The 25,270-nt window shown below is 54.3% G+C and carries 21 protein-coding genes, 4 pseudogenes and 1 riboswitch; of the genes and pseudogenes, 20 read left to right on the top strand and 5 right to left on the bottom strand.

Going from position 1 to position 25,270, the window contains the following annotated elements; genetic code table 11:
- Positions 1-127: 127 nt before the first annotated feature.
- Entirely contained in the window at positions 128-922 is a 795-nt protein-coding gene (locus ACTVIM_RS11675) for a YqhG family protein (protein ID WP_144975402.1), read from the bottom strand.
- Positions 909-2,573: an SNF2-related protein gene (locus ACTVIM_RS11670; protein WP_033844173.1), complete on the bottom strand. Its 1,665-nt coding sequence runs from the start codon at positions 2,571-2,573 to the stop codon at positions 909-911. Before ACTVIM_RS11670 ends, ACTVIM_RS11675 begins: the two co-directional genes overlap by 14 nt.
- Before the next feature lie 219 nt (positions 2,574-2,792).
- Positions 2,793-2,881, top strand: a riboswitch (glycine riboswitch).
- A 184-nt stretch (positions 2,882-3,065) separates the two neighbouring features.
- On the opposite strand from ACTVIM_RS11670, the gene gcvT reads away from it, so the two are divergent.
- The 5 genes and pseudogenes from gcvT to ACTVIM_RS11645 all read left to right on the top strand — a co-directional run bounded on the left by gcvT (position 3,066) and on the right by ACTVIM_RS11645 (position 8,975).
- A complete protein-coding gene (gcvT, locus tag ACTVIM_RS11665; protein WP_445612693.1) occupies positions 3,066-4,160 on the top strand; it encodes a glycine cleavage system aminomethyltransferase GcvT in 1,095 nt (364 codons plus the stop codon).
- Positions 4,161-4,195: 35 nt separating this feature from the next.
- Positions 4,196-5,542 carry an aminomethyl-transferring glycine dehydrogenase subunit GcvPA gene (gcvPA, locus tag ACTVIM_RS11660; RefSeq protein ID WP_445614353.1) on the top strand — a complete coding sequence of 449 codons (1,347 nt, stop codon included), beginning with the start codon at positions 4,196-4,198 and terminating at the stop codon, positions 5,540-5,542.
- Positions 5,535-7,007: an aminomethyl-transferring glycine dehydrogenase subunit GcvPB gene (gene gcvPB, locus ACTVIM_RS11655; RefSeq protein WP_445612692.1), complete on the top strand. Its 1,473-nt coding sequence runs from the start codon at positions 5,535-5,537 to the stop codon at positions 7,005-7,007. The genes gcvPA and gcvPB overlap by 8 nt, the downstream gene beginning before the upstream one ends.
- Before the next feature lie 222 nt (positions 7,008-7,229).
- A pseudogene (locus ACTVIM_RS11650) lies at positions 7,230-7,721 on the top strand (aldo/keto reductase); the annotation flags it as partial.
- 39 nt (positions 7,722-7,760) lie between these two features.
- A complete protein-coding gene (locus ACTVIM_RS11645; protein ID WP_033019005.1) occupies positions 7,761-8,975 on the top strand; it encodes an ROK family transcriptional regulator in 1,215 nt (404 codons plus the stop codon).
- Positions 8,976-9,088: 113 nt separating this feature from the next.
- Here ACTVIM_RS11645 and ACTVIM_RS11640 read toward each other — a convergent pair whose 3' ends face one another.
- A complete protein-coding gene (locus ACTVIM_RS11640; protein WP_061912159.1) occupies positions 9,089-9,463 on the bottom strand; it encodes a rhodanese-like domain-containing protein in 375 nt (124 codons plus the stop codon).
- A gap of 191 nt (positions 9,464-9,654) precedes the next feature.
- Here ACTVIM_RS11640 and ACTVIM_RS11635 point away from each other — a divergent pair, with 191 nt between their 5' ends.
- From ACTVIM_RS11635 to ACTVIM_RS11595, 9 genes and pseudogenes are all read left to right on the top strand, one after another.
- The gene (locus ACTVIM_RS11635; protein ID WP_445612691.1) at positions 9,655-10,491 is read left to right on the top strand and encodes a lipoate--protein ligase family protein; all 837 of its coding nucleotides are present in this window, start codon (positions 9,655-9,657) and stop codon (positions 10,489-10,491) included.
- Positions 10,492-10,744: 253 nt separating this feature from the next.
- Positions 10,745-11,530: pseudogene (locus ACTVIM_RS11630) on the top strand (ribonucleotide reductase N-terminal alpha domain-containing protein); the annotation flags it as partial.
- 243 nt (positions 11,531-11,773) lie between these two features.
- Positions 11,774-12,658 carry an LAGLIDADG family homing endonuclease gene (locus ACTVIM_RS11625; RefSeq protein ID WP_445612690.1) on the top strand — a complete coding sequence of 295 codons (885 nt, stop codon included), beginning with the start codon at positions 11,774-11,776 and terminating at the stop codon, positions 12,656-12,658.
- Positions 12,659-12,736: 78 nt separating this feature from the next.
- Positions 12,737-14,524 (top strand): annotated as a pseudogene (locus ACTVIM_RS11620) (vitamin B12-dependent ribonucleotide reductase); the annotation flags it as partial.
- Positions 14,525-14,638: 114 nt separating this feature from the next.
- Positions 14,639-16,050: pseudogene (locus tag ACTVIM_RS11615) on the top strand (LysM peptidoglycan-binding domain-containing protein).
- A 180-nt stretch (positions 16,051-16,230) separates the two neighbouring features.
- Positions 16,231-16,410 carry a DUF2332 family protein gene (locus tag ACTVIM_RS11610; protein ID WP_445612689.1) on the top strand — a complete coding sequence of 60 codons (180 nt, stop codon included), beginning with the start codon at positions 16,231-16,233 and terminating at the stop codon, positions 16,408-16,410.
- A gap of 107 nt (positions 16,411-16,517) precedes the next feature.
- Positions 16,518-17,543 carry a spore photoproduct lyase gene (splB, locus tag ACTVIM_RS11605; protein ID WP_445612688.1) on the top strand — a complete coding sequence of 342 codons (1,026 nt, stop codon included), beginning with the start codon at positions 16,518-16,520 and terminating at the stop codon, positions 17,541-17,543.
- Between the two features lie 115 nt (positions 17,544-17,658).
- The gene (mntR, locus tag ACTVIM_RS11600) at positions 17,659-18,084 is read left to right on the top strand and encodes a transcriptional regulator MntR (RefSeq protein WP_033019326.1); all 426 of its coding nucleotides are present in this window, start codon (positions 17,659-17,661) and stop codon (positions 18,082-18,084) included.
- An 89-nt stretch (positions 18,085-18,173) separates the two neighbouring features.
- Positions 18,174-19,058, top strand: a complete 885-nt coding sequence (locus ACTVIM_RS11595) for a patatin-like phospholipase family protein (RefSeq protein ID WP_445612687.1) — start codon at positions 18,174-18,176, stop codon at positions 19,056-19,058.
- Between the two features lie 71 nt (positions 19,059-19,129).
- Here ACTVIM_RS11595 and ACTVIM_RS11590 read toward each other — a convergent pair whose 3' ends face one another.
- On the bottom strand, positions 19,130-19,486 hold the full coding sequence (locus ACTVIM_RS11590; protein WP_033019328.1) for an SA1362 family protein: 357 nt from the start codon (positions 19,484-19,486) through the stop codon (positions 19,130-19,132).
- Positions 19,487-19,509: 23 nt separating this feature from the next.
- Positions 19,510-20,442, bottom strand: a complete 933-nt coding sequence (locus ACTVIM_RS11585; protein WP_445612686.1) for a DUF1385 domain-containing protein — start codon at positions 20,440-20,442, stop codon at positions 19,510-19,512.
- Between the two features lie 185 nt (positions 20,443-20,627).
- Here ACTVIM_RS11585 and ACTVIM_RS11580 point away from each other — a divergent pair, with 185 nt between their 5' ends.
- From ACTVIM_RS11580 to spoIIIAB, 6 genes are all read left to right on the top strand, one after another.
- Positions 20,628-21,158: a YqhR family membrane protein gene (locus ACTVIM_RS11580; protein ID WP_445612685.1), complete on the top strand. Its 531-nt coding sequence runs from the start codon at positions 20,628-20,630 to the stop codon at positions 21,156-21,158.
- Between the two features lie 156 nt (positions 21,159-21,314).
- Positions 21,315-22,376 (top strand): M24 family metallopeptidase, encoded by a 1,062-nt coding sequence (locus tag ACTVIM_RS11575; RefSeq protein ID WP_445612684.1) that lies wholly within the window; start codon positions 21,315-21,317, stop codon positions 22,374-22,376.
- A gap of 27 nt (positions 22,377-22,403) precedes the next feature.
- Positions 22,404-22,961 carry an elongation factor P gene (efp, locus tag ACTVIM_RS11570; protein ID WP_011231892.1) on the top strand — a complete coding sequence of 186 codons (558 nt, stop codon included), beginning with the start codon at positions 22,404-22,406 and terminating at the stop codon, positions 22,959-22,961.
- Between the two features lie 461 nt (positions 22,962-23,422).
- On the top strand, positions 23,423-23,704 hold the full coding sequence (locus ACTVIM_RS11565) for a YqhV family protein (protein WP_033019332.1): 282 nt from the start codon (positions 23,423-23,425) through the stop codon (positions 23,702-23,704).
- 124 nt (positions 23,705-23,828) lie between these two features.
- Positions 23,829-24,749, top strand: a complete 921-nt coding sequence (spoIIIAA, locus tag ACTVIM_RS11560) for a stage III sporulation protein AA (protein ID WP_033844167.1) — start codon at positions 23,829-23,831, stop codon at positions 24,747-24,749.
- A complete protein-coding gene (gene spoIIIAB / locus ACTVIM_RS11555; RefSeq protein WP_033844166.1) occupies positions 24,746-25,258 on the top strand; it encodes a stage III sporulation protein SpoIIIAB in 513 nt (170 codons plus the stop codon). The genes spoIIIAA and spoIIIAB overlap by 4 nt, the downstream gene beginning before the upstream one ends.
- Positions 25,259-25,270: the final 12 nt, after the last annotated feature.

The raw sequence follows: 25,270 nt of genomic DNA, 5'->3' as shown, positions 1-25,270 counted from the left end.
CGTGCCGTTTCGCTCCGCTCGGGGCGGGAAGCGTCTTTCCATGTTGCGGAGCTGCAGGAGATCGTCGTCGGTTCGGTCGTTCGCGAGATGGAGGCACCTTTCCGTGTTGCGGAGCCGCGCCGTTTTTTTACGGTTGGCGGGGCAGCAAGTAAAACAAGCCGCCGTTGACGATGGAAACGATGATGCGCGGCTTGTATTGTTTTTCGAGCGCCTCTTTTTCAATATAGTAGCATTCCGGTTTTTCCTCACAGTCTTTGTAAAATTCATCGAGCAACGCCAAATCGTCAGCCCAGCGCCGGCGCGCTTCCTCCGCCCATGTGTGGTCGTCCGCACCGATGCGGCTCTCGATATATTGTTCAAGGCGACCGATGCCGCTTCGAGGTTTAATGAGCGGAGAAATCGTGAAACAATAATCGGGAATTTTCGGCGTCAGCCGCCGCTCACGCAGCCGTTCGTGAAACGACTCGACGATCGTTCCGCTGATGAGATGGATGCCAAGCGAAACGATCTCATCTTTTTTTCGGTCGCATTCATACGAAATCACCACGTTCATGCCAAGCCATGGATGAAGGGCGGCGTTTCCGTTTAAGGGCGCGTTTGGCTCCTCATACAGGCGGATGAAGCTGCCGCGTTTTTGCGCCGAGCGAAACAGCTGATGCAAGCGGGGCGCGCCGAAATGGAGGCGTTCTCCTTTCAGTTTGTCTGTTCGTTCATTGGCGCGGGTGATGAGCGTGAGCTGCATCGGCTGCGGGACGCCGCCCGTCCGTTCGATGTAATGCCAATAAAACGGTCGATTCATCAGCTCCTTGTCCATTTCCGCCGTCAGTTGAACGGTGAGGTAATCATCATTGGCTTCTAGGAGCGCGCAGCCATTGGCTGTAAAGTAACGTTCCACAAAGCGGCGGATTTCATGTTGCTGCATGGCGTTGTCCTCCTTCTCTTCGCAGCTGTTCTGCCAGTTCGATCATCGCTATAATGTTTTCCATTTTAATTTTCATTTCCCCTTCGCTCCGTGAGTGGACGATCGCGTCTTCCAAGTAATGTTCAAGGTTAGTGAGGTTCATCTTCGCCAAAATGTCATCCAGCTCGCCGACGACCCGCTCAAATAAGCGGATTTTTTCGTACAGAAGCGTTAAAATATGCTCTTCGACCGTCTGTTTGACGGCAAAATTGTAAATGTAAACGTCATCCGTCTGACCGAGGCGGTGGACGCGGCCGATTCGCTGCTCAAGGCGCATCGGGTTCCACGGCAAGTCGTAGTTGATGACATGGCGGCAAAATTGCAAGTTGATGCCCTCGCCGCCCGCCTCGGTGGCGATGAACACTTGGGCGTGGTGTTTAAACAGTTCCTGCATCCAGTCTTTTTTGCCGCGCCGGAAGCCGCCGCGAAACGGGACGGACGAGATGCCGTGCTGCTTTAAAAACCATTGCAAATACAGCTGTGTCGCCCGGTATTCGGTGAAAATAATGACTTTGTCATTGATCGAGCGGATGAGCTCAAGCGCTTTTTCCGCTTTGGAGTTCGTCGTGACGGCGTTGATTTTTTCCAAAACGCGCTCAAGCGGTTCTGGAACTGCTTCGCCGCATTTGTCGATCATGTTTTTGATCGTGAGAAACAACGCCTCGCGGCTGCTGCACGCCTCGCGAAGCAGCGTGATGAGCGAAAACGATCCGGCGAACGACGCATGACGGAGCGCTTTTACCGCCTCATACAGCTCGCGCTCTTCATCGGTAAACTCGATCAGCACCGGCTCGACGTGGCGCTTTGACCATTCGATCGGCGTGTCGGCGCGGCGGTTGCGGATCATCACTTTGTTGACGAGCGCTTTTAAATGGTCGTTCGCCTGCACCGCCCGCGTTTTGCCGTATGTGTTCGCAAACTGTTCGGCGCTGCCTAAATGGCCGGGCTTCAGGAGCGAGACAAGGTTGAAAATTTCTTCGATCCGGTTTTGGATCGGTGTGGCCGTCAGCAGCAAGCAAAACTTCTTTTTTAAATTTTGCACAAACTCGTAGTTTTTCGTTTTGTTGTTTTTCAGTTTGTGCGCCTCGTCAATGATGATCATATCGTATGGCTGCTCATAGATGATGTCGCGGTGCGGCGGCTTTTTCGCCGTATCGATCGAGGATACGACGATGTCGCACTGCTCCCAGACGTAGCTTTTTTTCTGTTGGACGGCTGGAATGAAAAACTTTTCGTTCAGCTCTCTTACCCATTGCGAAACAAGGGAGGCGGGAACGAGAATGAGCGCTTTTTTGACAAGACCGCGAATCATATACTCTTTCAAGATGAGCCCGGCTTCGATCGTTTTTCCAAGGCCGACTTCATCCGCTAAAATGGCTTTGCCGTTCATTTCCTCGACGACGCGGCGCGCCACTTCAAGCTGGTGCGGCAGAATCGTTACATGCGGCAAATGTTTCGGCGCCTGCAAGCCGTCAAATTCCGGAACGATCAAATGATGGGCAGCTTCCAGCGCCAGTTCGTACATTTCCCAGCTCGCCCACGGTCCGTCCTTTTCCACGCGCTCGAGAAATTCCTCCTTCCATGTCTGATCCATTTCCAAATCGATATTCATGGCGATCCCCTTCCCTCATGACGAATGTTTATCAGTCAAAGAGATAGTATGTGAAATAAAAAAGAGAACATTTTGGACTTCAATTCCTAATAAAGTTCGATCATTTCCTATTGCCCTCGGGCTGTCGTTAATGGTAGTATAAATTTAGAACATTCACATGACTTGTTGCTGAGGGCGTTTGTTAGTATGCCCGTTTTGGAAAAAAATATCGCGTAGCGGATGACGGCAAGGGGAGAGACTACGGAATGTAGCGCCGAAGGAGCAAGCGGAAACGCGAATCTCTCAGGCAAAAAGACTCTTGCTTGACGCAGCTCTGGAGAGCGCCTGCGTTCGCGCAGGCCACCCAAGAGGAAACCGATCGGCCCCGCGGACCGGAAACGGACGCGCCAGCCGGCCGGCGGGAAACTTTCAGGTGCCAGGACAGAGCCCCCTTTGATCGAAAGGGTGGAGTCTGTCTTTTTTTTCTGCGATCGACGACAAGGAGGGAATGAGATGCTGAAGCGCACGCCGCTTTTTCCGGCGTATGCCCGCTATGGCGCCAAAACGATTGAATTCGGCGGCTGGGAAATGCCGGTGCAGTTTTCCAGCATTAAAGAAGAGCATGAAGCCGTACGGACGCGCGCTGGGCTGTTTGACGTGTCGCATATGGGGGAAATCGCCGTCCGCGGCCGCGGAAGCCTCGCGTTTTTGCAAAAGCTGATGACGAACGACGTCGCCAAACTGCGGCCCGGCCGGGCGCAATATGCGCTTATGTGCTACGAGGACGGCGGCACGGTCGATGATTTGCTCATCTATCAAAAAGGGGAAGACGACTATTTATTGGTTGTCAACGCCGCCAATACCGAAAACGACTTTGCTTGGCTAAGCGAGCATGCCGAGGGGGACGTCGAGCTTGAGGATGTATCGGCGGAGACGGCCCAGCTGGCTTTGCAAGGGCCGGCGGCCGAACGCGTGCTGCAAACGTTGACCGATTTCGACTTGACGGCGCTGCGCCCGTTTTCATTCGCTGACGGCGTCGAAGTTGCGGGCGTGAAGGCGCTCGTTTCGCGCACCGGCTATACCGGCGAGGACGGGTTTGAACTGTACTGCCGCGCCGAAGACGCCGCCGCGCTATGGGAGGCGATCCTCGACGCTGGAGCTCGTGACGGCGTTCTTCCATGCGGATTGGGCGCGCGCGATACGCTCCGGTTTGAAGCGTGTTTGCCGCTTTACGGTCAAGAGCTGTCCGCCGCGATTTCACCAATTGAAGCCGGGCTCGGCTTTGCCGTCAAGACGGAAAAAGAGCCGCCGTTTATCGGCCAAGCGGTATTGAAACGGCAAAAAGAGGAAGGGCCGCCGCGCCGGCTCGTCGGCATTGAAATGATCGACAGAGGCATTCCGCGCCACGGATACGTTGTCTTTGCCGACGGCGAAGAGGTCGGGTTCGTCACGACCGGCACGCAGTCACCAACCTTGAAGAAAAACATCGGCTTGGCCTTGGTGAAAGCGGAGGTGGCCGCCATCGGCCAGGAGGTGGAGGTGGACATCCGCGGCAAGCGGCTGAAAGCGAACATCGTGCCGATTCCGTTTTACAGGCGGGCTAAGTGACGATTCCAAAGCGACAAGGAAAGGGGAAAAACGCAGTGCTCCATCGTTATTTGCCGATGACGGAAGAAGACAAACAGGAGATGCTGAAGACGATCGGCGTTGCCTCGATTGATGAGTTGTTTGCTGATATTCCAGAACAAGTTCGCTTCCGCGGCAAGCTGAAGGTGAAACCGGCCAAATCGGAGCCGGAGCTGTGGAAAGAGCTTGCAGCCTTGGCGGAAAAAAACGCCAACATCAAACAATATGTTTCCTTTTTAGGAGCCGGGGTGTACGACCATTCCATTCCGGCTGTCGTCGACCATGTCCTGTCGCGCTCTGAATTTTATACGGCGTATACGCCGTATCAACCGGAAATTTCCCAAGGCGAGCTGCAGGCGATTTTTGAGTTTCAGACGATGGTGTGCGAGCTGACCGGCATGGACGTCGCCAACTCGTCGATGTACGACGGCGGCACGGCGCTTGCCGAAGCGGTGCTGCTAGGCGCCGCGCATACGAAGCGCAAAAAAGTGCTCATCTCCACCGCCGTTCATCCGCAGTATCGAGAAGTTGTGCGCACGTATGCGAAAGGTCAGAAGCTTGAGGTGAAAGAAATTCCGTATGACGGCGGCATCACCGACCTTAAGGCGCTTGAAGCGGAAATGGGGGATGATGTGGCGTGCGTTGTCGTCCAATATCCGAACTTTTTTGGTCAAATCGAGCCGCTGAAAGCGATCGAGCCGCTCGTTCATGAAAAGAAAAGTGTATTCGTTGTCGCCAGCAACCCATTGGCGCTTGGCGTGCTGACGCCGCCAGGGGCGTTTGGCGCCGACATCGTCGTCGGGGACATGCAGCCGTTTGGCATTCCGACGCAGTTTGGCGGTCCGCATTGCGGCTATTTCGCCGTCAAAGCGCCGCTCATGCGAAAAATTCCAGGGCGGCTCGTCGGGCAGACGACCGATGAGGACGGGCGCCGCGGGTTTGTCTTGACGCTTCAAGCGCGCGAGCAGCACATCCGCCGCGATAAGGCGACATCGAACATTTGCTCCAACCAAGCGTTAAACGCCTTGGCCGCTTCCGTAGCGCTCTCGGCGTTTGGCAAGCGGGGCGTGAAAGAAATGGCGGCGATGAATATGCAAAAGGCGCATTACGCGAAACGCGAGCTTGAAAAACGCGGGTTGTCGTCGCCGTTTGCCGGCCCGTTTTTCAACGAGTTCGTCGTCCGGCTCGGTCAGCCGGTGTCTGATGTAAACGATCGCCTGCTCGAAAAAGGGATCATCGGCGGCTATGACCTCGGCCGCGACTATCCAGAACTTTCCGGCCATATGCTGATTGCGGTGACGGAAGTGCGGACAAAAGAAGAAATCGATCGGTTTGTCAATGAATTGGGGGATGGCCATGCGTAATGATCAACCGCTCATTTTCGAACGAAGCAAGCCGGGGCGCATCGCCTACAGCCTACCGGCGCTTGACGTGCCGGCTGTCGATGTCAGCGAGCTCGTGCCGGCCGACTACTTGCGCACCGAAGAGCCAGAGCTGCCGGAAGTGTCGGAGCTTGACTTAATGCGCCACTACACGGCGCTGTCGAGACGAAACCACGGCGTTGATTCCGGCTTTTACCCGCTCGGGTCGTGCACGATGAAATACAATCCGAAAATCAACGAAAACGTCGCCCGCCTCGCCGGGTTTGCCCACATTCATCCGCTTCAGCCGGAAAAGACGGTGCAAGGGGCGCTTGAGTTGATGTATGATTTACAAGAGCATTTAAAAGAAATCACCGGCATGGATGCCGTCACCTTGCAGCCGGCGGCCGGCGCCCACGGCGAGTGGACCGGGCTGATGATGATCCGTGCTTACCATGAAGCAAACGGCGACTTCAACCGGACGAAAGTGATTGTCCCGGATTCAGCGCACGGCACGAACCCGGCGTCAGCGACGGTCGCCGGTTTTGAGACGGTGACGGTCCAATCGACGGCCGACGGACTTGTCGATTTAGAAGACTTAAAGCGCGTCGTCGGTCCGGATACAGCGGCGCTTATGCTCACGAATCCGAATACGCTCGGGCTGTTTGAAGAGCAGATCGTCGAAATGGCTGAAATCGTCCACGCAGCCGGCGGCAAGCTGTATTATGACGGCGCGAATTTAAACGCGATTCTTGGCAAGGCGCGCCCGGGGGACATGGGCTTTGACGTCGTTCATTTGAACTTGCATAAAACGTTCACCGGCCCGCATGGCGGCGGAGGTCCAGGCTCCGGCCCGGTCGGGGTGAAAGCGGACCTCATTCCGTTTTTGCCGAAGCCGGTCATCGAAAAAGGGGAAAACGGCTATGATCTCGATGACGACCGCCCGCAGTCGATCGGCCGCGTCAAGCCGTTTTACGGCAATTTCGGCATCAACGTCCGGGCGTACACGTACATCCGCTCGATGGGGCCGGACGGCTTAACGGCGGTGAGCGAGTACGCTGTGTTAAACGCCAACTATATGATGCAGAGGCTTGCCGACTATTACGATTTGCCGTATGACCGCCATTGCAAGCACGAGTTCGTCCTGTCGGGACGCCGGCAAAAGAAACTCGGCGTCAGAACGCTCGATATTGCCAAGCGGCTGCTTGATTTCGGCTTCCATCCGCCGACGATTTACTTCCCGCTCATCGTCGAAGAGTGCATGATGATTGAGCCGACGGAGACAGAGTCAAAAGAGACGCTCGACGCGTTTATTGACGCCATGATCCAAATTGCCAAAGAGGCGGAGGAAAATCCGGAAATCGTTCAAGAAGCCCCGCATACGACTGTGGTCAAGCGATTGGATGAAACGACCGCGGCCCGCAAGCCGATTTTGCGCTACGAAAAATCGACCGTTCACCGCGGATGACAAGTCCGCCATAAAGTGGGGTGTCCCAAAACGACTGGGACACCCTCTCTCATCGCTATATAGAAGCACCGGCCGTTTCCCTGCCACACGATAGGTTGTGTCTTTCTTGAGGGGAGATCGCCTTTTGGGTCAGCTCCGTTTTGTTCGCTGGCGTTGACAGAACAAGAGAGTTAGTTTAATATATAAACTAATGGTTAGAAATGAACAAAGGGGGAGAGGAACATGCGGTATCGGCAGTTGGGGAACACTGATCTGCGGGTCAGTGAGCTCAGCTTTGGCACATGGGCGATCGGCGGCTCGTGGGGGAAAGTCGACGATCAAGAATCGCTGCGGGCGTTGGCGCATGCGATTGATCGCGGCGTCAACTTTTTCGATACGGCGGACGTGTACGGCAACGGCCATAGTGAAGAGCTGCTGGCGAAGGCGACAAAAGGGAAGGAAGACCGCATCTACATCGCGACAAAATTTTGCCGCGCCGGCGATATCCATGACCCGGACAACTATTCCGAAGCGTCCGTGCGCGCGTATTGCGAGGCGAGCTTGAAGCGGCTCGGCCGCGAGGTGATTGACCTGTACCAAATTCATTGTCCGCCGTTTGCCATTTTAAAGCAAGGCGCCGTGTTTGAGGTGTTAGAGAAGTTGAAGCAGGAAGGAAAAATCCGCTATTATGGCGTCAGCGTTGAAACGATAGAAGAAGGGCTGTACGTCATCGAGCATTCGCGGAGCATACTAAAACAAAAAGGATGACGATACGTGCGGACAGGAAACATTACGCTCGTCAAAAAAATGAATAAACAGCTCGTTTTGAAATTGATTCGCGAAAAGCATCCGATTTCGCGCGCCGATATTGCGAAAACGACCGGTTTAAACAAAGCGACCGTTTCCGCGCTTGTGGATGAACTGATCGCCGAGCATTTCGTTCATGAAAGCGGCATCGGCGAGTCAACGGGCGGGCGCCGGCCGCTCATGCTTCGCTTTAACGCCGATGCCGGTTCGCTAGTTGGCATTGAGCTTGGCGTCAACTATTTGTACGCCGTGTTGACGAACTTAAACGCGGAAATCATTTGGGAGCAGCGCCGTTCGTTTCGTCCGACGGAGGGGCAGGAAGCGATCGTCGGTGAGATGGCCGAGCTCATTGAAGCGGCGATCCGCCGGGCGCCCGCGACGCCGTACGGGGTGATGGGCATCGGCATCGGCGTGCCCGGCGTGGTTCACACCGAAAGTGGGACGGTCGTTTTTGCGCCCAACTTGCGCTGGGGAGATGTCGCCCTCGCTTCGGCGTTGCAAAAACGGTGGCCACACCATCCGATTATCGTCGAAAACGAGGCGAAGCTGGCGGCGCTCGGAGAAAAATGGTTTGGTGCCGGCAAAGAGTTTGCCCATTTTGTTTACATCAGCGCCGGCATCGGCATCGGCGCCGGCGTCGTTTTGCAGCACCAACTGTATCGAGGGGTAAACGGGCTGGCTGGTGAAATTGGCCATCATACGATCGATTTAAACGGAATCCGCTGCAGCTGCGGCAACATCGGCTGCTGGGAGATGTACGCTTCTGAAAAATATATTGAGCGGCGGCTAGCCGAGCAAGGGCGTTCCGAATGGCTCGGCGACCGTTTTTCTGTCGCGGCGATGGCGCTGGCCGCCGAGAGCGACGAGCAGCTGGCGCGCATTTTGGAGGAAGCGGGCCGCTATCTTGGTATCGGGTTGTTGCAGACGGTGTATGCCTACAACCCGGAAGCGGTCATCATCGGCGGTTCGCTCGCCCAAGCCGGGGAGCACGTGCTTGACCCGGCGCGCCAAGAAGTGAAGCGGCGCATTCTTGTGAAAAAAGAAAGCGAGCCGTATATCATTCCGTCGGAGTTGAAGGAAAAAAGCTGCGCGATTGGCGCTGCCGCTTCCGTATTAGAGGCGGTCGTCCTGCCGCCGGAATTTGAGCCGGCGCTTCCGGCACCGCAGGCAAAGCAAGGCTGATTCCCCCGCTTTTTCCGCACCGAAAGCGAGGGGCGGCCTTGAAGGCCGGCGGAAAGGCAAACGAGCGAAAAGGGGCTCGTCGCTTTCGAGCCCCTTTGGTTGTCGACGGGCGGCTACGCCTTTTTCTTTACTTTCCCCGTCCATGTTTTGAATCCGCCCTTTAAATGATACAAATGGCGGTATCCTTTTCGATACAGCATTTGCGCGGCCCGCCCGCTGCGCAGCCCGTTTTGGCAGTACAAATAAATCGGCTGATCTTTGCGCAGTTCTTTCATGCGCATGCGCAGCTGCGTGAGCGGAATGTTGCGCGCTCCTAAAATATGTCCAGCCGCAAATTCGTCCGGCTCGCGGACATCGACGAGTTGCGCTTTTCGGTAGCCGGCGCGGAATTCTTCTTCGGTCAACGCTTTGACGATTCTCCGCTGCCATAAATAGGTGATGAGCGAATATACGACGATCGCCCCGAGAATGATGAGCAGCGCTTTCACGCCTCACGCCTCCTTTCCCTTCGTCCACTATTCCTATTATATAGAGTTGCCCGTAGAAAGCAAAGCCTTTTCGTGATGCCATTTTTCTTTCCTTGACTGACGTTGTTTGCTAAACTAGTAGGGGCGGCCCAACGCCTCTTTCTCAAGAACGCAAGGGGCCGGAAGCAAGGAATGACAGAGAAGGTGGAACGATGGCAAAAGAAGTATGGCGCTTTATTGATTCAGGCGATTGTCCTCCGGCGTTTAATATGGCGCTGGATGAAGCGCTTTTGGATTGGCACAGCCAAGGAAAAATTCCGCCGACGGTTCGTTTTTACGGCTGGAATCCGCCAACCTTGTCGATCGGCTATTTTCAAAAAGTCGAAAAAGAGATCGACTTAGAGGCGGTGAAACGGCACGGCCTCGGTTTTGTCCGCCGTCCGACCGGCGGGCGCGGCGTTTTGCATGACAAGGAACTGACCTACAGCGTCATCGTCTCGGAATCGCATCCGGCGATGCCGCCGACTGTGACGGAGGCGTATCGCGTCATTTCCCAAGGCATTTTGGAAGGGTTTCGTTTCCTTGGGCTCGATGCGTATTTTGCCGTGCCGAAAACGGAAGAAGAAAAAGCGGATTTGCGCAGCCCGCGTTCCGCTGTTTGCTTTGACGCGCCGTCATGGTACGAGCTGGTCGTCGAGGGGCGAAAAATCGCCGGCAGCGCGCAAACACGGCAAAAGGGCGTCATTTTGCAGCACGGATCGATCTTGCTTGATCTCGACGAAGAACTGCTGTTCAGTTTGTTTAAATACCCGAACGAGCGGGTGAAAGAGCGGCTGCAGCGCGATTTTAAAAAGAAGGCGGTTGCCATCAACGAACTGACGAGCCGGACGGTGACGATTGAGGAAGCAAAAGAAGCGTTTTACAAAGGATTTGAAAAAGGATTGAATATCGTGCTAGAGCCGTATACGCTGACGGCCGAAGAGCGCGAATATGTGGAAACGTTGGCGCGAACGAAATATGAAAGCGATGAATGGAACTTCAAGCGCTGAGCAGCGGTGTGGTTAATCGTTCGTTTTCCGGCAAAAATGGCGGCACTCCCCTGTTTTTCTCTGCTTTTCGCCGTGTTTAGCTTTTTTTGCTTGACAAAAACGACATGATTTGTTCTCTTCACAATATATAGTATGATTTTCGTAAAAAATCATACTATATATTGTTTTTTTCTGTTCGGTATGGTAAGGTAGAGAAGACAGGGCAACGTTGGCAAAAACATGAGAAACTATAGAAAAGAGGAGAGATAGGAGAATGACGGTGGCGTCATCCGAAAAAATGAAGATCGATATCGACAAACTGAACGAGGACATCCGCCTATTTCCGCAAGTGCATCCGATTACGCCCGATATGCACATCACCCATAAAGGCGTATCCCGTTTGGTGATGCTTGACCGGTATTCGTTCAAGGACACGGAGAAATTGACGCTCGCGCCGGGCGATTTTGTCGTGTTGACGATCAAGGAAGATCCGAAGTTTCCGGCCCGCGGCCTCGGGTTTATCGTTGACGTTGATTGGGAGACGAAAAAAGCGCGCGTGCTGATTGAGGACGAATACCGGCACGTGCTCGAAGGGGAAGAAGCGGAGACCGGCATTGTCGTTCGGTCGCTCGACATTATCGACAAGCCGCTCGAGATTTTCTATGAGCAAATCGCCAAGCGGAACGCAACCGGGCTCGCGGCTGTGGAGAAAACGGAAGAAAAGCGCCACGAGTGGTTCGAAAAGTTTTATCAAGAGCTCTCGAACATGAACTTTGTGCCGGCCGGCCGCGTGTTGTACGGCGCAGGATCGGGCAAGGAAGTGACGTATTTCAACTGCTATGTGATGCCGTTTGTCAAAGACTCGCGCGAAGGCATTTCCGAGCATCGGAAGCAGGTGATGGAAATCATGAGCCGCGGCGGCGGCGTCGGGACGAACGGCTCGACATTGCGGCCGCGCCATACGCTCGCGCGCGGGGTAAACGGCAAATCGTCCGGGTCGGTCTCGTGGTTGGATGACATTGCCAAACTGACCCACCTTGTCGAGCAAGGTGGCTCCCGTTGACTAGGGCGCAAAACGGCGGGAGTAAAATCTCGCGAATTGCTGGAACCCCCTAAAGCCAACTTGACCACAACGGAGCTGGTGACGGCAGACGTGACGGTTGGAAAACAAGTTGGATGCAACAATGGGCAACCAGCAGCCAAGCATCTCTGGAAACGGAGATGAAGGTTCAACGACTATTGAAACTTCCTACAGCCCTCGGTACAATCAGGGTAACGAACACTGTTTCGTGGGGGGAGGGCTATGGAAGGAGTAAATCGTATCCCGCGGCAACGGGGATACGAGGCGCGAGACAGGGAAGAGATAATGAAAACAGCAAAGTATCTGCATGAGGAGGGATATAGCCAAGTTAAAATCGCCATGATGTTGGGGATTTCTAGGGGAACCTTAATGAGATGGAATAAAGATCAGGGAGTATTCCAAACCAGAGCACCTGGAGAGGCTGGTAAGTTAGCAGTAAAAAAATACGGTTATAACGAGAACTATTTTTCCAATATCAGAACCCCAAATCAGGCTTATTTAGTTGGCTATATCTTAGGTGATGGAACGCTATATGATCGTAAAAAATCAAAACGACTTGTATTAACTGTGGCAGAAACCGATAAAGATCTCCTTTATAGTATAGCAAGGGAGATGAATATTGCTCCTGAAGCTGTGAAGTTTAGAAAAAATAATACATGTAATGAACAAAATAAGTATTCATTAACAATTAGTTGTACAAAAATCTGTAATGATCTCATGAGACTGGGAATATCCCCTAAGAAAACTGGGAAAGAGCCATGGATACAATTTAACAGTATTGAATTGCAATGGAGTTTTCTAAGGGGGGTATTCGATGCTGATGGGAGTATTAGAGTGTATAGAAGGTATTATCGTGATAGGGAGAAGGACTACCTTAGGGTAAGGTTTGGTATTACTGGATCAAGACCATTACTAGAAGGAATCTTAAATTTTCTCAAAGCTAATGGAATTGCCCAAAATGTCAACTCCCTAACTGCCAAACAAGGTTGTTTTGATCTATATGTTTCCAGTATTAACGATGTAAAGAAAATATTCCATCACTTGTATCGATATGGAGACCTTAAGTTGAACCGTAAATACGAGATCTTCTCTTCCCTGATGATATAGTCTGATCTCCGACCGAAAGGCGGAGAGCTAGGCAGAAATGACCTAGCCCGCTCGTGGAAGCGAGCGAGTAACAATGTGCGCGGCGCCCAAATGATCATGCTTGCCGACTGGCACCCGGACATTATCGAATTCATCGTCTCAAAAATGCAAAACCCGCGTATTTTGCGCTACCTGCTTGAAAATATGGAAGACGAAGGCATCAAAAAAGCGGCGCGCGACAAGCTGAAATTCACGCCGCTCACCGACCGGGAGCGGGCGATGTACGAAGCGATCGTCCGCTATAAGAACGCACCGGACTACGGCGGCTTCACGGAGGAAATCATTAAAGACGCGGAAGAAAAACTGCGCACCGGCGGTACATATACAGTGCACAACCCTGACTTTTTGACCGGTGCGAACATTTCCGTCTGCTTGACGAAAGAGTTCATGGAAGCGGTCGAAAACGACGAAGAATATGCGCTTCGCTTCCCGGATGTGGAAACTTATTCCGAAGAGGAAATGCGCATTTATAACGAAAAATGGCATGAAGTCGGCGATGTGCGCGAATGGGAGAAAATGGGCTACCGCGTTCGCGTCTACCGAAAAATCCGCGCCCGCGAACTGTGGAAGCTGATCAACATTTGCGCGACGTATTCGGCCGAGCCGGGCATTTTCTTCATCGACAACGCCAATGAAATGACGAACGCCCGCGCGTACGGGCAAAAAGTCGTGGCGACCAACCCGTGCGGGGAACAACCTCTCGCACCATATTCTGTCTGCAACTTGGCCGCGATCAACTTAGCGAACATGGTGGACAAAGAACGAAAGGTCGTTGACTACGAAAAACTGAAACGCACGGTTGAAATCGGAGTGCGGATGCAAGACAACGTCATCGACGCGACGCCGTACTTCCTTGAGGAAAACAAAAAGCAAGCGCTCGGCGAGCGCCGCATCGGCCTTGGCGTCATGGGGCTAGCTGACTTGCTCATTTACTGCGAAAAAGCGTACGGTTCTGAGGAAGGAAATCAACTGGTGGACGAGCTGTTCCGCACGATCGCCACGACCGCGTACCGGGCGTCGATCGAGCTGGCGAAAGAAAAAGGCAGCTTCCCGTTTTTGGTCGGCGAAACGGAGGAAGAGACGCGCAAGCTGCGCGAAGCGTTCATCAACACCGGCTACATGAAACGGATGCCGGAAGACATTCGCCAAGATATTTTGAAATACGGCATCCGCAACTCGCATTTGCTGACGGTGGCGCCGACAGGATCGACGGGAACGATGGTCGGCGTCTCGACCGGCCTGGAGCCGTACTTCTCGTTCTCCTACTACCGGAGCGGACGCTTGGGCAAATTTATCGAAGTGAAAGCGGACATCGTCCAAGAATATTTGGACAAACATCCAGAAGCCGACCCGAACCACTTGCCGCCTTGGTTTGTAACGGCGATGGACTTGCCGCCGGAAGCGCACGCCGACGTGCAGTGCATCATCCAACGTTGGGTCGACTCGAGCTTGTCAAAAACAGTCAACGCGCCAAAAGGCTACACCGTTGAGCAAGTGCAAAAAGTGTACGAGCGTCTATGGCGCGGCGGTGCGAAAGGCGGCACCGTCTATGTCGACGGCAGCCGCGATGCGCAAGTGTTGACGTTAAAGGCAGAGGAAAATCAGATCGAAGAGCAGCTTGAACTGCTCCCCGAAGAGGGGGAAGAACACGAAGCGAAACGCCCTGTCGTGCTCGTTGATACGATTCAAGACGTGCGCGCCACCGATGTGACGATCGGCTCGGAAATCGGCAACATTTGCCCGATTTGCCGCGAAGGGACGGTCGAAGAGATCGGCGGTTGCAACACGTGCACGAACTGCGGCGCTCAGCTGAAGTGCGGGTTGTAATAGAAAAGGATGAGATGAACGAACGCTGGTTCTATAACAGAACCAGCGTTTTTTTACATAAAGGGGAAAAACGAAAATATAGTGATAAAAGGGAAACGAAAAGGGGGGAGCGCTATGATTGTTCATGTCGTCCAACGCGGGGAATCGCTTTGGCAGCTGGCTCAGCGTTACCGCGTTCCGCTTGAGCGGATTGTCGCCGCCAACGAACTGAGCGACCCGAACCGGCTCGCCATCGGGCAGGCGGTGGTCATTCCGGTGCCGTATCGCTATCATACCGTCCGTGCCGGGGAAACGGTATGGCAGATCGCCCGCGCCTATGGAGTGACGGTCGAAGCCATCGTGCAGGCGAACCGGCTCGCCAACCCGGCGTTTATTTATCCGGGAACGCCGTTGGTGATTCCGGCTCGCATTCATACGGTGCGCGCCGGGGAAACGTTAGGGCAAATGGCCGCCGCCTATCAAGTCAGCGTCCAACAAATCATCGAGTTCAACCCCATCGCCGATCCGAATGTCATCACTCCCGGACAGCGGCTCATCATCCCGCCGGCGAAACCGCTCATCGAGGTGAACGCCTTCACGATCGACCAAGGGGAGAAAGGGGCGGAGCAAGTGCGCGAAGTCGGCCGCCATTTGATGTATGCTGCCCCGTTCGCCTATACGATCCGCGCCGACGGCGGCCTGAATCCCGTCAACGATGTGGCGATCATTCAGGCGGCTTATGCCGCCCGTGTCGTGCCGATGATGACGGTCACCAACTTTACGTATCAGGTCCAGGTTCAAAATTGGCGCAGACGATCTTGGCCGATGCCACGCTGCAAACACGATTGCTTGATAACGTCATTCAAGTGATGCGGGCGAAAGGATACCGGGCGCTGAACGTCGATTTTGAAAATGTCTACCCGTCCGACCGCGAGCGGTATAACGCGTTTTTGCGGCGGGCGGCGGCTCGGCTTCACGCGGAAGGATATTGGTTATCGACATCGCTCGCTCCCAAAATCAGCGCGGAACAAAAAGGGTTGCTGTATGAAGCGCACGACTATCCGGCCCACGGGCGCATTGCCGATTTCGTCGTGCTCATGACCTATGAATGGGGCTATCGGTTCGGGCCGCCGCAAGCCATTTCGCCGGTGAACCAAATTCGGCGCGTGCTCGATTATGCGGTGACCGTGATTCCGCGGGAGAAAATCATGATGGGGTTTCAAATTTACGCCCGCGACTGGGTGCTGCCGCACGTGCCAGGGCAAGAGGCGGAAACGTTCAGTCCGAAAGAGGCGCTCGAGCGCGCTATTCGCTACGGAGCGTCGATCCAATACGATGCGGCGGCGGCTTCGCCGTTTTACCGCTACACGGACGAACAAGGCCGCCAGCACGAAGTATGGTTTGAAGACGCCCGCAGCGCGTTGGCGAAATTTGACTTGGTGAAAGAATACGGATTGCGCGGGATCAGCTACTGGGTGCTCGGGTATCCGTATCCGGAAAACTGGGTGCTGTTGGAAGACCACTTCCGCATTCGGAAACGGGGATAAGCTGGACGGCTGGAGCGTATGCGCCGATCATCGGGCATGCGCGTTTATTTTGGTTGTTGGCGTTCGAGCTGCTTTTTTAGTTGATCGATTTCGAAATCGTGCTGACTGATTTTATGCTTCAAATAGTCAATCGCCATGACGCATGTCGCCAACCAAATGTCAGATGAGGAAAAGCATGTATTGCTTGAGCAGATTCACGAAATCGGCCGTCAGCGGGATTGGTTCCATGTGTATAACAACATGTGGGATCGGAAATTGCATCTGGATGGCATGATTAGCAGCCGAGAATACCAGCAAATCGTGGCGGAAACCGATGGGCATGGTCGTTGGTTTCGGTGGGAGATGAACAGCTCAAATTAGGGGCAATGAGCCTTCCATGAAAAATGATGCCAAGCAAAAGAAGTACGCGATTTCCCTCCATCCTTGAACCATACTAACATCGAATATGAAAACTTGGAGGGAAACGAATGAAACCGTTTGTGCCCAAACTTGTGTATTTCGAGCCGGAGGCGTTGTCGTACCCGCTCGGGAAGGAACTGTATGAGAAATTTACGCACATGGGCATCGAAATTCGCGAGACGACGTCGCATAACCAAGTGCGCGGCATTCCGGGGGAGACGGAGCTGGTACGGTATCGAAACGCGAAAGCGACGCTCGTTGTCGGCGTGCGGCGGACGCTGAAATTCGACTCCTCAAAGCCGTCGGCGGAGTACGCGCTGCCGCTGGCGACCGGGTGCATGGGCCATTGTCATTATTGCTATTTGCAGACGACATTAGGAAGCAAGCCATACATCCGCGTGTATGTCAACTTGGACGACATTTTCGCCCAGGCGCAAACGTATATTGACGAGCGCGCGCCCGAGATTACGCGCTTTGAGGCGGCATGCACGTCGGACATCGTCGGCATCGACCATTTGACCCATTCGCTCAAAAAAGCGATTGAGTTTATCGGCGCGACCGACTACGGGCGGCTCCGGTTTGTGACGAAGTACGAGCATGTCGACCATTTGCTTGATGCGAAGCATAACGGCAAGACGCGGTTTCGCTTCAGCGTCAACTCCCGCTATGTCATCCGCCATTTTGAGCCGGGAACGTCGTCGTTTGACGCGCGGCTTGCGGCGGCGCGCAAAGTGGCCGGCGCCGGCTATAAGCTCGGCTTTGTCGTCGCGCCGATTTACCGGCATGACGGTTGGCAGGAAGGGTATTACGAACTGTTTCAGGAGCTCGCCCGGCAATTGGAAGGGGTCGACTTGTCGGATTTGACGTTTGAGCTCATCCAGCATCGGTTTACCAAGCCGGCCAAGCGGGTCATCGAGCAGCGTTACCCAAACACCAAGCTCGATTTGGACGAATCGAAGCGCAAGTATAAATGGGGGCGGCACGGCATCGGCAAATATGTGTACGTTGACGAGGAAGCACAGGAGCTGGAGGAAACGATTCGCTCGTATATCGCTCGCTTTTTTCCGGCCGCTCAAGTGCAGTATTTTACGTAATGTCCTCTTCATGGTATAATGGGATTGATTGCTATTTTTTGACCTGCCGGGAACGCTAGCGGTGTGTATGGGCTGGGGAAGGATGGCAGGCGAATGTGGCAGGAGGGGACATGCGTTGCCGACACCAAGCATGGAAGACTATATCGAACAAATTTATTTATTGATCGAAGAGAAGGGCTATGCCCGCGTTTCTGACATCGCTGAGGCGTTGTCCGTTCATCCCTCCTCAGTGACGAAAATGGTGCAAAAGCTCGATAAAGACGAGTATTTGGTGTATGAAAAATACCGTGGGTTGGTATTGACGCCAAAGGGCAGAAAAATCGGGCAGCGGCTCGTTTATCGCCATGAGCTGCTTGAGCAGTTTCTCCGTTTGATCGGCGTCAACGAAGAGAACATTTATCGCGATGTGGAAGGGATTGAACATCATTTAAGCTGGAACGCCATTGACCGGATCGGCGATTTGGTGCAGTATTTTCAAGAAGACGAACGCCGCATTCAAGCGCTTCGCGATGTCCAAGCGCGCAATGAACAAGGAGAGTAAGCGGAAGGCTTGCTCTTTTTTGTTCGCCGTACTAAGCGCCCTTGTTTGGTCTTACATATGTATAAACGGCCAAAAAGGGGGGCGCGGCGATGGACATTGATCTCGTTTTTTCCGGCGGCGGAGTCAAAGGATTTGCGCTGCTTGGAGCGTATGAAGCGATTGAGGAAAAAGGACTGCGCTGGAAGCGGCTTGCCGGCACGAGTGCGGGGGCGTTGCTTTCGGCGCTGCTGGCAGCGGGCTACAGCGCCCGAGACATCGCTCGACTGCTTGAGGAGCTGGAGCTGGAGCAGTTTTTGGATGCGCGTCCGCAGTGGATTCCGTTCCCGCTTTGGAAATGGGTGCGCCTTTACTGGCGTCTCGGCTTGTATCAAGGAAAGGCGTTTGAGCAGTGGCTGGAGGCTGCGCTTGCCGCCCGCGGCGTGCGGACGTTTCAAGATGTGTCGGCCGGCAGCTTGTCGATTGTCGCGTCCGATGTCACCAATGGACGCATCGTCGTCATGCCGGACGATTTGCATCGATACGGCATTGATGCCAAAACGTTTTCCATCGCCAAAGCGGTGCGGATGAGCATCAGCATTCCGTATTTCTTCGAGCCGGTCCGGTTAAACGGGCGGGACGGTCTGGCGCTCATCGTTGACGGCGGGGTGCTAAGCAATTTTCCGCTCTTTTTGTTCGATGAGGAAAAGAAAATGAAAAAACGCCCGGTGCTAGGCGTTCAGTTGAGCCCCAAGCCCGGGGAGCGGCCAAAACGGACGATCAGCAACGCCCTCGATTTATATGAGGCGCTGTTTGCGGCGATGAAAGAGGCGCACGATGCGCGCTACATCTCGCGCCGCCACGAAAAAAATATCGTCTTTTTGCCGGTGGACAACGTCGTGGCCACCGAATTTTCGATTGACCCAACAGCGCGCCGCCGTTTGATCGATTACGGACGCGAGCGGACGCGGCAGTTTTTGCGCCAATGGGCGTATTAAATCGGAGTGCGGTCACCACCGTTTGTCGCTGGCGCGAATCGAATGGGCGAAGAGACAAAAAAAGAATCAAGCTAAAATGAAGCTCGATTCTTTTTTTTGCCTTTTTTGCCCTCAATGACGGTCAGATGCGGAATGGCCGTCCGCTTTTTGAGCGGCCGCTTCAGCTTTGCCGGCTTTGTCTGTTTGCGCCCGGGGCGGGGATGGAGCTTTTTCGATTGCCGCACCGCCTTTCCGTACGACCATCGATCGCTGTCGGTGCGGCGTTGATAGACGAATCGATAGAAGAGGAAGATGGCGGCCACAAACAGGGCGACAAACAGCAGCTGGCGGAACAGCACCGTCGGATGGGCAAAAAGTGTATAGAGAATGCCAACCGTCCCAAGCATGATGGTAACCCCAACAAGCGGATGAATGGTTCGGCGCCGCAATGAGTCCACCCCCTTTTGAACGATTACTGCACCGCTTGTTTCTTTTCCGTTTCGGCTTCCAGATCGAGAAGACGCTGAAATGAGGCGATGGCCACTTCCACCTGGTCATCGTCCGGTTCTTTGGTCGTCAGCCGCTGCAGCCACAAGCCGGGGTAGCCAAGCCAGCGCAGCAGCGGAATGTCTCTCAATTTATTTGTAAACTGCAGCACTTCAAACGAAACGCCAAGCACGACCGGAATTAAGGCGAGGCGGTTGAGAACCCGCAGCCAAAGCGGCTCGGTCGGCACAAATAAGTAGAGGAACAAGCCGACGACAACCGTAAATAAAATGAAGCTGCTGCCGCATCGGTAGTGAAGGCGGGAAGCGCGCTGGACGTGTTCCACCGTCAGCGGCCATCCCGCTTCATACGCGTTGATGACCTTATGTTCGGCGCCGTGGTATTGGAACACGCGGCGAACAAGCGGTGTGAGCGAAAGAAAGAAAATATAGCCAAGCAATAAGGCGAGTTTAAAAATCCCTTCAAGCAAAATTTGGCCCGTCTTGCCCGGAACGAGCGGCTGTAAGAAGGCGGCGGCAAGCGCCGGAACGAGCGTAAACACCGTTTTGGCGAACAAAAAGGAGAGCACCCCGATGACGGCGGCGCCAACGATGAGCGTCAGTCTGGAGCTGTTTTCGCCTTCTGTCCGCCCCTCCTCCGAACCGGCTTCATACCGTTCGCTGGCGAACTGCAAATGTTTCGCCCCGTTCGCGCTCGCTTCCACGATGGCGACGATGCCGCGGACGAACGGAATTTTTTTAAGCAAAGCCAATGTCGGATGGACGCGCCGCGGCAAAGTGAAATAGTCAATCGTTCCATCCGGACGGCGAACGGCGGTGACCGAATGGGTTCGGCCGGCAAACATGACTCCTTCCACTACCGCCTGCCCGCCGTACAGCGGTTTCTCCACTCGTTTCATTTGATCAACACCAACCTATTTTTATGTTTATTATTTTATTCTACAAGAAACGTCCGGAAACCTCTAGGTTGATGTTACTGTTATGATTTCCAAAAAAACCATCATTTACACAAGCATGATCATTTTTTCGTTTCATTCATGGGGGAGAAGGCGGCCGGTCATACTAACACGTAAGGAGGTGCAGTATGATGGCGCAACAAAACGGAACACTCGAGCAGGAGAAAACGGAACGGCCGATGACGCTCATACAGAAAACGATCATCATTGGGTTTGTCGGCGGAGTATTTTGGAGCTTGATCGGTTATTTGGCGTACTTTTTCAATTTTAGCGACATTAGTCCGAACATGATTCTCATCCCGTGGGTCGCTGGCGACTGGAAGTATGGAAAAGCCGGAAACTACGCGGCGGTCGTGTTGATCGGCATCCTTTCGATCGGGGCGGCGCTTTTGTATTATGCGCTGCTTCGCAACGTGCGCGGCATGTGGGCGGGGATGGTCTACGGCGCCGGGTTATGGGCGGTGGTGTTTTATTTGTTTCATCCGCTCTTTTTCCATGTTCAGCCCGTTGCTAAGCTCGACGCCAATACGGTGATCACGACGCTCTGTTTATACATTTTATACGGGGTGTTCGTCGGCTACTCGATTTCTTTTGAAGCGCAAGAAATGAACCAGCCGTCGGCAAGCGAGGGAAAAGAGGCGGCAAAAGAAGGGAGTTGATTTTCTTGCCCGCGCAACGGATAGATGACGGGATCGTCCTCAGTATGGTAAAATAAAGAAGGTTTTTATTGTTTTGGCATCGTTCCCGTTCGGGACGCCCTCGGCCTCTTCGGCAGGCACGGGGAAGCCAAATACGCGGGAAGAGGGGAATGCGGGATGGAAAAGCTAGAAAAGCTGCGAAAACTTCTACAAGAGCACGGGATCGATGGGCTGTTGGTCACAAACGGCTACAACCGCCGCTATTTGACCGGGTTCACCGGCACGGCCGGCGTCGCGCTCGTCAGCTGTGACGGGGCGGTGTTGATTACCGATTTTCGTTACGTCGAACAAGCGACAAAACAGGCTGATGGCTTTGAAGTTGTCGAACATAGCGGGCCGATCGTGAAGGAAATCGCCCATCAAGTCAAGCGGCTCGGCATCAACCGGCTCGGTTTTGAGCAGGAAGACGTCACGTACGCGGCGCATCAGACGTATCAGGAGGCGATTGGCGCCGAGCTCGTTCCGACATCTTCGCTGGTGGAAAAATTGCGCTTGATTAAGTCGGAGGCAGAGATTAAGATAGTAAAGGAAGCAGCCGCCATCGCCGATGCGGCGTTTGCTCATATTTTGTCATTCATCCGTCCGGGCGTTACGGAAATCGAAGTGGCGAATGAGCTGGAGTTTTTTATGCGCAAGCAAGGGGCGTCTTCGTCCTCTTTTGATACGATCGTCGCCTCCGGCTATCGCTCAGCGTTGCCGCACGGGGTGGCGTCAGAGAAGACGATTGAGCGCGGTGAGCTCGTGACGCTTGATTTCGGGGCTTATTACAAAGGGTATTGTTCCGATCTCACGCGGACGGTGGCCGTCGGCGACATCAGCGCCGAGCTCCGGACGATTTATGAAGTCGTCCTTGAGGCGCAGCGGCGCGGCATGGCTGGCCTGAAAGCCGGCATAACCGGCAAGGAGGCCGATGCGTTGACGCGCGACTATATTCGTGAAAAAGGGTATGGCGATTATTTCGGCCATTCGACCGGCCATGGCATCGGCCTTGAAATTCACGAAGGGCCGACGCTTTCCTTCCGTTCCGACGCTGTGCTTGAGCCGGGCATGATCGTCACCGTCGAGCCGGGCATTTATATTCCGGGGCTTGGCGGGGTGCGGATCGAAGACGATACCGTCATCACCGCCGACGGGAACGAAGCGCTCACCCATTCGCCGAAAGAGCTCATCATTTTATAACGGATTGTGTGAGGAGGATTTGGGCCAATGATTTCAGTCAACGATTTTCGCACAGGGCTGACGATTGAAGTGGACGGCGAAATTTGGCGCGTTCTTGAGTTCCAGCATGTCAAGCCGGGCAAGGGAGCGGCGTTCGTCCGTTCGAAGCTGCGCAATTTGCGGACCGGCGCCATTCAAGAGCGGACGTTCCGCGCCGGCGAAAAAGTGAACCGGGCGCAGATTGACACGCGCAAAATGCAATATTTGTACGCCAACGGCGACCAGCACGTCTTTATGGATATGGAAACGTACGAACAAATCGAGCTGCCGGCGAAACAAATCGAACATGAGCTGAAGTTTTTGAAAGAAAATATGGAAGTGTTCATCATGATGTATCAAGGTGAAACGATCGGCGTCGAGCTGCCGAACACCGTTGAGCTGAAAGTGGTGGAAACGGAGCCTGGCATCAAAGGCGACACCGCTTCGGGCGGTTCGAAACCGGCGAAGCTCGAGACCGGCCTCGTCGTTCAAGTTCCGTTTTTTGTGAATGAAGGCGACACGCTCATCATCAACACGGCTGACGGTACCTACGTGTCGCGGGCGTAAGCGGCGAGCGGCGCAGGGGCTGCCCGAAAAGGCGATCTCCCGTCAAGAAAGACACAGCATATCGTGTGGCAGGGAAGCGGTTAGTGCCTAGATAGCGATGAGAGAGGGGGTCCCAGTCCTTTTCGGCCCCCCCCTTCAAGATAGCAATATTCGATGTGACAGAAGCAGTCAGCACGTATAGACAGCAACGTAAAGAAGGGGTTCCGATCGCCCCCTTCAACATAGCGGCATTCCATGCGACAAAAGCAGTCAGCACGTATAGTCGGCAACGAAAGAGGGGGTCCCGATCCGTTTCGGGTCCCTTCTTTCATTTTGGGAGCGGTAAACGACCGCTTTTTTCATCGGCCTTTTGGGGCCGCTTTTTTTATGCGCTGGTCGAGCGACAAAATCTTCTTCTGAACCGGCTTGTTTTTGCATACGTTTGTACTAACCGATTCCATTTTGTCAACTAGGAGGGAAACATGAAACAATGGCTGCGGTCGATCGACCCGTCCGTGCTGTCGATGGCTGGCATCCGGATGGTGTCGGCGCTGATTGAGCTGAGTGCAGCGCTGTTGATGCTCGTTTTCAACGACGTCAAAAAGGCGTTGGCTGTGAACGCCGCCCTCGCTGTTGTCGGTCCGACGATGATGATTGTCACGATGGCGATCGGGCTGCTTTCGCTAGCGGACGAGCTTTCGTTTTCCCGGCTCGGATTCGTTGCCCTCGGAGTGGCACTCATTTTGTTTGCGATTTACAAGTAAGGCATCAATAAGTTCGTGAGCGGCAAGCGGCGATGCGCCGATTCGTTTACGATTGACAAGTAAGGCATAAATGCCCCGCTCTGCCCATACATATGAACTAGTCCACATGAAAAGGGGGAGGGCTATGGAAGCGGTATGGGGAATGTTGCCGAAACCGATCGCTGCGCTGCTGCAAGAATCGCTTGTCGGGCCTCATGAGGTGGAAGAAATCCGCATCCGCATCTCCCGACCGCTTGAGGTGATTGCGCGCGGCAAAGCCCGTTTGCTGCCGTATGAGGTGACGAAAGAGGACGGGGTGCATTTGCTCAACAAATTGAGCCATTATTCCATGTATGCGGTTGAAGAAGAGCTCAAGCGTGGATTTATCACGATTGAGGGGGGGCACCGCGTCGGCCTGGCTGGCAAAGTGATCACCGAAGGCGGAAAAGTGAAAGCCATTCGCGATGTCTCCTCTTTTAACATTCGCATCGCTAAAGAACAAGTCGGCATTGCCGAACCGCTTCTTCCCTATGTGTATGACGGCCGCCGCTTTCGGCACACGATGATCATCGGTTCGCCGCAAACCGGGAAAACAACGCTCTTGCGCGATGCGGCCCGCTTGATCAGCAGCGGAACGAACCGGATGGCGGCGCAAAAGGTGGCGATTGTCGATGAACGATCGGAAATTGCCGGCTGTGTCAAAGGCGTTCCGCAATTTTCGTTCGGTCCGCGCCTCGATGTGTTGGACGCTTGTCCGAAGGCGGAAGGAATGATGATGATGATCCGCTCGATGAGCCCGGATGTCATCATTGTTGATGAAATCGGGCGCGAAGAGGACAGCGAGGCGGTGCTGGAGGCGGCGAACGCCGGCGTTTCGGTATGGACGACGGTGCACGGCCGCAGCCTCAAAGATGTCTGGCAGCGCCCCACCCTGCGGGCAGTGATGGAACAAAAGGTGTTTGAACGGTTTGTGGAGCTGACGAGCGTCCCTCGCCCCGGTTCCATCCGGCGCATTCTCGATGCCGACGGGTCGATATTGTATGAACGGGCGGTGGCGAGCCGATGAAATGGGTTGGGGCTTTATTGATCCTCGCCGCCTCGACATGGTTGGGGACGGCCGCTTCCCGTCTGCTGCATGAGCGGCCGCGCCAACTTCGCCAATTGAAGGCGGCGCTGCGGGTGTTGGAAGCCGAGGTGATGTACGGCCATACCCCATTGGCTGACGCGGCCGGCCGCCTCGCCCGGCAGACCGCCGCCCCTTTTTCCGAACTGTTTGCACGGTTTGCCGCTTCATTGAACGCCGGGGAAACAAGCGCGGCCATGGCGTGGGAAAAAAGTTTGCGCGCCGTATGGGAAAAAACTGCGCTGACGCAGGGGGAGTTTGAAGTCATGCTGCAATTTGGGGCTACGCTTGGCCAGTACGATCGCCTCACCCAGCAAAAGCAAATCGCGTTGGCGCTTGCCCATCTTGAACGCGAGGAAGCGGAAGCGGTCGATCATGAGGCGCGCTACGCCAAGATGGCGAAAAGTTTAGGCGTGCTAGCCGGGCTGCTGCTCGTCATTTTACTCATGTAGACAGGAGGCAGA

Source organism: Geobacillus sp. YF-1 (genome assembly GCF_052692335.1).
The sequence above is the reverse complement of the archived record's forward strand: the minus strand, read 5'-3'. Positions and strand labels throughout refer to the sequence as shown.

Coding starts and splice junctions, on each gene's coding strand:
- ACTVIM_RS11675 (WP_144975402.1), bottom strand. CDS start 922: ATGCAGCAACATGAAATCCGCCGCTTTGTGGAACGTTACTTTACAGCC.
- ACTVIM_RS11670 (WP_033844173.1), bottom strand. CDS start 2,573: ATGAATATCGATTTGGAAATGGATCAGACATGGAAGGAGGAATTTCTC.
- gcvT (WP_445612693.1), top strand. CDS start 3,066: ATGCTGAAGCGCACGCCGCTTTTTCCGGCGTATGCCCGCTATGGCGCC.
- gcvPB (WP_445612692.1), top strand. CDS start 5,535: ATGCGTAATGATCAACCGCTCATTTTCGAACGAAGCAAGCCGGGGCGC.
- ACTVIM_RS11635 (WP_445612691.1), top strand. CDS start 9,655: ATGGCAAAAGAAGTATGGCGCTTTATTGATTCAGGCGATTGTCCTCCG.
- ACTVIM_RS11625 (WP_445612690.1), top strand. CDS start 11,774: ATGGAAGGAGTAAATCGTATCCCGCGGCAACGGGGATACGAGGCGCGA.
- splB (WP_445612688.1), top strand. CDS start 16,518: ATGAAACCGTTTGTGCCCAAACTTGTGTATTTCGAGCCGGAGGCGTTG.
- ACTVIM_RS11595 (WP_445612687.1), top strand. CDS start 18,174: ATGGACATTGATCTCGTTTTTTCCGGCGGCGGAGTCAAAGGATTTGCG.
- ACTVIM_RS11585 (WP_445612686.1), bottom strand. CDS start 20,442: ATGAAACGAGTGGAGAAACCGCTGTACGGCGGGCAGGCGGTAGTGGAA.
- ACTVIM_RS11580 (WP_445612685.1), top strand. CDS start 20,628: ATGATGGCGCAACAAAACGGAACACTCGAGCAGGAGAAAACGGAACGG.
- ACTVIM_RS11575 (WP_445612684.1), top strand. CDS start 21,315: ATGGAAAAGCTAGAAAAGCTGCGAAAACTTCTACAAGAGCACGGGATC.
- efp (WP_011231892.1), top strand. CDS start 22,404: ATGATTTCAGTCAACGATTTTCGCACAGGGCTGACGATTGAAGTGGAC.
- ACTVIM_RS11565 (WP_033019332.1), top strand. CDS start 23,423: ATGAAACAATGGCTGCGGTCGATCGACCCGTCCGTGCTGTCGATGGCT.
- spoIIIAA (WP_033844167.1), top strand. CDS start 23,829: ATGGAAGCGGTATGGGGAATGTTGCCGAAACCGATCGCTGCGCTGCTG.
- spoIIIAB (WP_033844166.1), top strand. CDS start 24,746: ATGAAATGGGTTGGGGCTTTATTGATCCTCGCCGCCTCGACATGGTTG.